General features: G+C 64.9%; 12 protein-coding genes. 10 read left to right on the forward strand and 2 right to left on the reverse strand.

From position 1 onward, the window contains the following. Positions 1-403, forward strand: a 403-nt coding sequence (locus tag AC1D1S_RS17755) for a dihydrofolate reductase family protein (protein ID WP_476995072.1), incomplete at its 5' end; no start/stop codon positions are given. 25 nt (positions 404-428) lie between these two features. On the opposite strand, the gene AC1D1S_RS17760 is transcribed toward AC1D1S_RS17755, so the two are convergent. Together AC1D1S_RS17760 and AC1D1S_RS17765 are read right to left on the reverse strand one after the other, a co-directional pair. Continuing rightward, positions 429-659 (reverse strand): DUF5808 domain-containing protein, encoded by a 231-nt coding sequence (locus AC1D1S_RS17760; protein WP_476995073.1) that lies wholly within the window; start codon positions 657-659, stop codon positions 429-431. Next, a complete protein-coding gene (locus AC1D1S_RS17765; protein ID WP_476995074.1) occupies positions 625-1077 on the reverse strand; it encodes a DUF1648 domain-containing protein in 453 nt (150 codons plus the stop codon). Before AC1D1S_RS17765 ends, AC1D1S_RS17760 begins: the two co-directional genes overlap by 35 nt. Positions 1078-1284: 207 nt before the next feature. Here AC1D1S_RS17765 and AC1D1S_RS17770 point away from each other — a divergent pair, with 207 nt between their 5' ends. From AC1D1S_RS17770 to AC1D1S_RS17810, 9 genes are all read left to right on the forward strand, one after another. Further along, positions 1285-1512, forward strand: a complete 228-nt coding sequence (locus AC1D1S_RS17770) for a hypothetical protein (RefSeq protein ID WP_476995075.1) — start codon at positions 1285-1287, stop codon at positions 1510-1512. A gap of 191 nt (positions 1513-1703) precedes the next feature. Then, a complete protein-coding gene (locus AC1D1S_RS17775; RefSeq protein WP_476944496.1) occupies positions 1704-2396 on the forward strand; it encodes an MSMEG_4193 family putative phosphomutase in 693 nt (230 codons plus the stop codon). Positions 2397-2420: 24 nt separating this feature from the next. Further along, positions 2421-2975, forward strand: a complete 555-nt coding sequence (locus AC1D1S_RS17780; RefSeq protein ID WP_243177520.1) for a DUF3090 domain-containing protein — start codon at positions 2421-2423, stop codon at positions 2973-2975. After that, on the forward strand, positions 2975-3742 hold the full coding sequence (locus AC1D1S_RS17785; RefSeq protein WP_243177517.1) for an SCO1664 family protein: 768 nt from the start codon (positions 2975-2977) through the stop codon (positions 3740-3742). The genes AC1D1S_RS17780 and AC1D1S_RS17785 overlap by 1 nt, the downstream gene beginning before the upstream one ends. A gap of 315 nt (positions 3743-4057) precedes the next feature. After that, positions 4058-4489, forward strand: coding sequence for a LexA family protein (locus AC1D1S_RS17790; RefSeq protein WP_223916267.1), 432 nt, complete (start codon positions 4058-4060; stop codon positions 4487-4489). An 8-nt stretch (positions 4490-4497) separates the two neighbouring features. Next, the gene (locus AC1D1S_RS17795; RefSeq protein ID WP_476995076.1) at positions 4498-5796 is read left to right on the forward strand and encodes a Y-family DNA polymerase; all 1299 of its coding nucleotides are present in this window, start codon (positions 4498-4500) and stop codon (positions 5794-5796) included. Between the two features lie 42 nt (positions 5797-5838). Next, positions 5839-6159: a hypothetical protein gene (locus AC1D1S_RS17800; protein WP_476995077.1), complete on the forward strand. Its 321-nt coding sequence runs from the start codon at positions 5839-5841 to the stop codon at positions 6157-6159. Positions 6160-6165: 6 nt separating this feature from the next. Then, positions 6166-6546, forward strand: a complete 381-nt coding sequence (locus AC1D1S_RS17805; RefSeq protein ID WP_243177512.1) for a hypothetical protein — start codon at positions 6166-6168, stop codon at positions 6544-6546. Between the two features lie 146 nt (positions 6547-6692). After that, positions 6693-7293 (forward strand): NmrA family NAD(P)-binding protein (locus tag AC1D1S_RS17810; protein ID WP_476995078.1); only part of this gene is annotated, 601 nt, incomplete at its 3' end.

Genomic DNA, 7293 nt, shown 5'->3' on the forward strand with positions numbered 1-7293 from the left:
CATGTACGCCGGTCCAGGGGCATGGGATGAGCAGTGGCGGGGATGGTGGGGTGAGGAACCGCCGTATCACGCACCTGTGTTCGTTCTCACCCATCACCCCCGCGAGCCCTTGGAGATGGAGGGCGGCACAACGTTCAACTTCGTGGCCGATGGGATCGAGTCGGCTTTGGCCCAGGCGCGGAAGGCCGCTGGCGGCAAGGACGTGGCCATAGCCGGAGGAGCGCAGACCGCCCGACAGTTCCTTTCGGCGGGGCTGATCGACGAGCTGCGGCTCCACATTGCGCCCATAGTTTTGGGAGCGGGTGAGCGGTTGCTGGACGGCGTGACGGACCTCAAGCTTGAGCCGACGGACGTGAGCGGTTCCAGCCTCGTCACGCACGTGCGCTATCGGGTAATCCGCTGACAGGCCGACCCTTAGTCCTCGGAGGTCACTCGCCGGACGCTGGGGCGCCCGCGGCGCCGTCCAGAAGCATCGCTGACCTTGGATTGCCGAAGTTGAGCGTCCACCCCAGTCCGAACCGTCGCGGAACCATCAGCGAGTGGTCTTCGAGGTTGATGTAGACCAGGCCACCGCGCCAGTACTTGTCGTCGTCCCGGTGGGTCAGCACTGTGTCCTTCTCACCCTCATCGCGCTCGCGGTTGTTCCTGGCCAGGACCACGACACCAACCACGACGGCGGCCGGGATCGGGAGCGTGACCACCAGTCCCGCCCACTGCCCACGGCGTGACCGTCCCGGTCCACATCAACGGCGACGAGCCCAGCATCCCCACGTCGATCATCGCGACCAGCCCGACGAGCGCTTTGACGCCCAGTGACATGTCCTGCCGGTACCAGCGCGCCGAGGCCAGCGGGCGCGCCGGGTCGAGGTCGGGCCGGCTGTGGAAGGTGGCCGCCGCGAGACCCACTAGCAACCCGGTCACACCGGGTTGCACGAACACCTGAGAGAACGCGGAGTCCACCGACTTGGCTGCCAGCCGGTTGGGCGCGCCGTTCGCGCCCTGGTGGACCGCGAGCGCGTCGGGCATCGACGGGTAGCTGATCACGCCTGTTATGACCGTGCCGACGATGACGATCACTGCAGGGGCCGGCCAGAGCCAGGGAAACCGCGGAGKATCTGGCCTCAGGCCGGTGTCCACTGTGTTGCCTTGGCCCATAACTTCTTGAGAAAATGCCGCCCGTGAACAGAATCCTGATCTAGTTCTAGCCACGCAGCTCACCTCTGTCGCGAGCGGGGCCAAGTCTCCGAGGATTACTGCGCCTACACAGCTTGACGGGGGCTCTCAATGGGTGATCGCACAGGCCTCACCATCGACGAGGTCAAGATCCGCAGGGTGAACACCGACGCACTATTCACCCAGGGATTCCTCTGCAAGCCTGACGGCGGATCGGACCAGCCATCAGCTGATGACATCGACGGCGCTATCACCGGAATCAGAATGCCGGAGCACCCCGATCAACGGTTCCATGCTGTTGAAGTGAGCAACCGCGAACCATCTGACCGCGCTACTTGACGGTATCCAGTGAAGAAACCCATCCCAATTCGGCTCAAATCAGCAACCGCAGGGAGGGTGCCTGCGCTCCGTCTGGGCGGCTTTGAGCGCGTCGGCGCGCCTGAAGGGTTCCGCCAGGGCTTTATCTGCCTGTTCGGCGCGCGACCCGGTACGGTGCACACCGCCGTCGACCGGGTGGTTAGGCTGGGTGGATGGCCACAGTTATTCTCGTGCGGCACGGCCGCACCACAGCCAATGCCACTGGACTGCTGGCCGGTCGGGCCGTCGGCGTCAGCCTGGATCAGATCGGGCGCGACCAGGCGGCTCTGACCGGAGACCGGCTCGCGGCCGTGCCCGTAGTCGGGGTGGTGTCGAGCCCTCTTGAGCGTTGTCAGCAGACCGCCCAGCTCATCCTCGATCGCCAGGCTGGCACGCCGTACGCGCCGGTCGATCTCGATCTCACCGAGTGCGATTACGGCCAGTGGCAGGGCCGCACCCTCAGTGATCTCGCGACCGAGGATTTGTGGCCGGTTGTGCAGTCGCAACCGTCCGCCGTCGTCTTTCCCGGCGGTGAATCCATGGCCGCGATGCAGGCTCGGTCGGTGGCAGCGATTCGACGCCACGATGCAGCCTTCGAAGCCGAGTACGGGCCACGGGCCGTGTGGGTGGCGGTGAGTCACGGTGACATCATCAAGTCAATCCTCGCCGACGCGCTCGGCATGCACCTTGACCTGTTCCAGCGTATTAACGTGGGCCCCGCCTCCGTATCGATCGTGCGCTACGGCGCTAGTCGGCCGAGCGTCTACGCGACCAACACCGACGCGGGTGACCTGTCGTGGCTGTCGAACGGCATCCACTCTGGCGATGCACCGGTGGGCGGCGGTGCAGGGCAAAAGGCGCCATGAACCTCATGTGCCTAAAATACTGACATGCCTACACGTGTTCACGAGTTTGCCTGGCCTGATCGAATCGTCGTCGGCACCATTGGCCTTCCAGGGGCGCGCACGTTCTACCTGCAGGTGCGCGCAGGGACGCAGATCGTGAGTATTGCCCTGGAGAAGCAGCAGTCGGCTCTGCTCGCGGAGAAGATCGACGAAATTCTCGACCAGCTCATCACCGTCGAGGGCAACCCCTTCAGCGTTCCCACGAGCACTCCCATTGAACTTGTCGACAATGACCAGCTCGAGGCCGTTCAGGAGCAGTTTCGCACCGGCGCCATGAGCTTAGGTTGGGACCCAACCACGGCCCAGGTCGTAATAGAGGCCTACCCCATCGCCGATGTCGATGCTGATGACAACGACGAACCGCTTGATGAGGGCGGCGCTAACGAGTCCGAAATGCTGCTGGTGCGAATGCCGGTCGGCACCGCCCGCGCATTCGCCAAGCGCACCCGTGAGATCGTGGGCGCCGGGCGTCCGACGTGCCCGCTCTGCGGTTACCCCATAGACGCCGACGGGCACATCTGCACCCTTCCCGAGGTCTGATGCCAGCGCCGGACCTAGTGGCCGCCGAGCTGACGCTCACCGGCCGCATCACGACGGCTTCAAACGCTACATTTCTGGGCAGCATCGGCGACGTGGTGGTCGTCTATAAGCCGATAGCAGGCGAAAGTCCGCTGTGGGATTTTCCCCACGGCACCCTGGCTCACCGGGAGGTGGCCGCCTACCTGGTCTCGCAGGTCTTAGGCTGGGACGTCGTGCCGCACACCTGGCTGCGCGATGGTCCTTTGGGCGAAGGAATGGTGCAGCTCTGGCAGGAGCAAGACCCCGCCCGATGCGCCGTGAACCTGGTCGCGACGGACCAGGTGCCGGAGACGGGCTGGAAACATGTTCTCGAGGGACGGGATGAGAACGGACGGATGGTCGCCCTCGTTCACGAAGACTCGCCAGCGCTCAGACGCATGGCGGTGTTCGACATGGTCGTCAACAACGCCGACCGCAAAGGCGACCACATTCTTGCCATGACGGACGGACACCGGCACGGCGTGGACCATGGGCTCACCTTTCACCGTGACCACAAGCTGCGCACGGTGCTGTGGGGATGGCTGGGAGACGCGCTGACCGCCGAGGAACGCGACGGCATCGATCGTGTCAGCGAAGGACTGCACGGTGGGCTGGGCCGGAACCTGGCGGACTTGCTCAGCGCCGAAGAAATCGCATCGCTCGCCGCGCGCTGCGCACGGTTGCGCTTGGCAGGGCGGTTTCCGGCTCCGAGCGGTGAGATGTCGGCGGTGCCCTGGCCGCTGTTCTAAGGGAATTGCGGCTACGGGCTTCGCAGGCTGTGTCACGACGGCATGGATCTTAAGGTAGCGACGGAGCAACTGTCACCAAGAACTCGCTGCCCAAACGCCGATAGCAGCGCCTACGCTCAACCAAGCCCGCAGGCCCCATCTTCCGCAAACGACGCGGCGAGCGTCCCATAAGAAGCACCCCTTCAGTCAGTTGTTGCGATGTTGAGGAGAAACCGCGCTGCTTACGCGACCGAGGGATATGGGCAGAGTCCAACTTTTGTCGGTACGTCCGGCTACACTGAATTTATCGAACATATATTCGAATAAGGGTGTGTTGTGGGCGTTGTTGTCGGTCCCCGCGTGATAGATGCGGGCATGTCGTTGCTGTCGGTGCTGATCTCTCCGGTCCCCGTCGCGGCCGGGTACCCCTCGCCGGCCCAGGACTACTTTGATGGGCGGATTGACCTGAACGAGCATCTGATCAAGGACATCACCAGCACGTACGTCGTGCGGGTCTCCGGAGACTCGATGGAACGCGCCGGCATCAGCGACGGGGATGAACTGATCGTCAACCGGGCCCTGGAACCCAAGGACGGGTCCGTAGTCATAGCCGTCCTGGACGGAGAATTGACCATCAAGCGGCTGCGAATCACGGCCGCCGGCGTCGTGCTGCAGGCGGAGAATCCGTCCTACCCGGACATCCGGGTTCCGTCCATGTCTGATCTGGTCATCTGGGGCGTCGCGACCCGCTGCCTGCACCATGTTTGAGGCACACCATGTCTAAGCCCTCCCCGATGCGGCGGATGCCGCAGATCGCGCACGTGGATGTGAACTGCTTCTACGCCTCGGCCGAGCGGGCATTCGACCCGTCCCTCGAAGGCCGGCCCGTCGTCGTCCTGTCCAACAACGACGGGTGCGCCGTCACCCGGTCCCCGGAAGCCAAGGCTCTCGGGATCGGCCTCGGTGAACCATGGTTCAAACTCGCCCCGCGGGCCAAGGAATGGGGACTTGTTGCCCTCTCGAGCAACTACGAGCTCTACGGGGACATCAGCGCCCGGGTGATGGAACTGCTGGGCCGCTACAGCGCTTGGTTGGAGGTTTACAGCATCGACGAGGCCTTCCTGGGCGTCAAAGGCGCGCCGGAGGACCTGCTGATCCTGGGCCAGACCATGAAGGCAGCCGTGCGGCGCAACGTCGGGGTTCCGGTCTGCGTCGGGATCGCCGGAACCAAGACCCTGGCGAAACTCGCCAACAAATGGGCCAAGCACAACCCGGCCTTCGACGGGGTCTGCCACTGGGACTCCGTGCCCGCCGGGGACCGGGAAGCGCTGATGGGCCGGCTGTCCGTGATCGAAATCTGGGGCGTCACGACGCGGCTGACCAAACGCCTCAACGCCTTAGGGCTCCAGTCCATCCTTGACCTGTCCCGGGCCGACCCGGTGATGATCCGGGACCGTTTCTCCGTGGTCGTGATGCGCACCGTCCTGGAACTGCAGGGGACCCCGTGCATCCCGATGGAAGAAGAACGGATCGGACGGGACCAGCTCATCTTCTCCCGCTCCTTCGCCACCCCCATCACCACCGCCGCCGGCATGCGGCAAGTCCTGTCCGTCTACGGCCAGCAGGCTTCAGCACGGCTGGCCAAACACGGCCTCCAGGCCAAGGTCCTCACCGCCTTCGCCGGCACCTCGCACTTCAACCCGAACGACACCTCCTACCCCTCGGTGTGCGTGCCGCTGCCAATGCCCACCGCCGATCCCGTCCTACTCACCCGGGCCGCCCACGCCCTCCTGCCCCACATCCAGGAAGGCATCAAATACGCCCGGGCGGGCATCATGGTCACCGACCTGCGGCCCACCGGAAACCAGGCACCGCTGGCCCTGTTCCAGAACCCGCACGAGGAACGCCACATCGGAACCCTCCTGGAAGATGTGACACGCCGATACGGGCGCGGCTCCATCGGCCTCGGCCACGSCGKCATCCGGGGCGGSCCGGACTGGACCATGAAACGGGACATGCTCTMCCCCMGMTACACCACCCACTGGGACGAACTCCCCCTCGTCAAAGCCGCCTAACGCCACCACACCCCGCAGCACTGCACCACGAAAGACCACCCCATGGCCCTCAGCACCGAAAACCCCACACGAACCCTTGACCTTCAAGTCCGGCTCGACCCGGCAGGCAAGCCCCTTGCCATCCGGCACGACGGACGGATCTGGCTTGTCGATCCGGCCACCGAATCCCGGCACTGGATCGGCGGTGACGCCGGGCGGGGCACCCGATGCACGGCCGCCGCTGGCGGCGCCAACCCGGCCGGTATCGAATACTGGCGTGTCGAGGCCCGGCTGGGGTCGAATTCAGCGCTGCACACCTTCACGCTGCGCCGGAATCCACGCTCCGTCCAGTGGCTTCTGGACGACATCAGCGATGGCGGCTAGGCAACGGTGACACTGAACCGTCAGCCGATCAATGACCAGACCTGGGCGGGGATCAGGGCAGAATTCACGCTGCCCGCCCTGGAACAGGTCCGCCGCCGACTCGCCGAACTGATGGACGACCCCGACCCTGTAGTGCAGCAGCTCGTCCGCGTCTTCATCGACGACGGCACGTTCTGCCCGGGATTCCAATTCGTCGCCGGCGGCCACCTCCACCCGACCGTCGTCGGACTATTCCAGCGCGCCATAGAACTGAAGGTTCCGCACAACTACTTCGCGGTCTGGATGGTTACACCCTGCCGGGAACTCGGCGGGTCCCGCCCCGTTGACCATCTGAAAAGCGGCGGCGCTCCCCTGTTTCGCGCGCTGGAATCCCACCGCTGGCAGTAGAGCCGGCCCGCGAACCGACGTCCAACGGTTCCGCTGATCAGTCCGGCCCGGGGATGTATCGAGTCACACCCGGGAATCGCGGCTGCCCTGCCGTTGGTAGTGTTTAGCCCACTATCCCTTTCCGCCCGACACTTGAGGTGCGAACCATGATCCCGACGACTCCCACTCCGGGCACTGTCCTTCTTGCCGGCGCCACCGGCGATCTCGGCGGGCGTATCCTGCAGAATTTGGTCGCCCTGGGGGCCACCGTTCGGGTCCTGACACGGCCAGGAACCAGCACGGAGCGCATTGCGCAGCTCCGCGCCCAAGGCGTCGAAGTGATCCAGGCGGGCTACGACGATCCCGCGGGCCTCCGAAGGGCCTGCGCGGATGTTGACTGCATAGTCTCCGCGATCAACGGCGTGGACAGCGCAATTTTCGACGCCCAATCGCGCTTGCTGGAGGCGGCGGCCGCGGTGGGCGTACCGCGTTTCATCCCTTCCGATTACTCCATCGATTACCGTGGAATCCGCCCCCGAAGCAACCGGAACTTGCAGTTCCGCCGAGACTTCGCACAGCGGCTGGATGCCACCGAAATCCGGGCCACTTCCATCCTCAATGGCGCCTTCACCGACATGCTCTCCGGGCAGGCACCCATGATCCTCTTTTCCCGGCGTCGTGTGCTCTTCTGGTCCGACGCCGACCAGGTGCTCGACTTCACCACGAAGGATGACACTGCCTCCTACACCGCCGCTGCCGCCCTCGACC

The sequence above is a fragment of the Arthrobacter sp. P1_A5 genome, assembly GCF_056406825.1.

What these genes read in the sequence shown, in the direction of transcription:
- AC1D1S_RS17770 (WP_476995075.1), top strand. Translation starts at nt 1,285, where the DNA reads ATGGGTGATCGCACAGGCCTCACCATCGACGAGGTCAAGATCCGCAGG.
- AC1D1S_RS17775 (WP_476944496.1), top strand. Translation starts at nt 1,704, where the DNA reads ATGGCCACAGTTATTCTCGTGCGGCACGGCCGCACCACAGCCAATGCC.
- AC1D1S_RS17780 (WP_243177520.1), top strand. Translation starts at nt 2,421, where the DNA reads ATGCCTACACGTGTTCACGAGTTTGCCTGGCCTGATCGAATCGTCGTC.
- AC1D1S_RS17785 (WP_243177517.1), top strand. Translation starts at nt 2,975, where the DNA reads ATGCCAGCGCCGGACCTAGTGGCCGCCGAGCTGACGCTCACCGGCCGC.
- AC1D1S_RS17800 (WP_476995077.1), top strand. Translation starts at nt 5,839, where the DNA reads ATGGCCCTCAGCACCGAAAACCCCACACGAACCCTTGACCTTCAAGTC.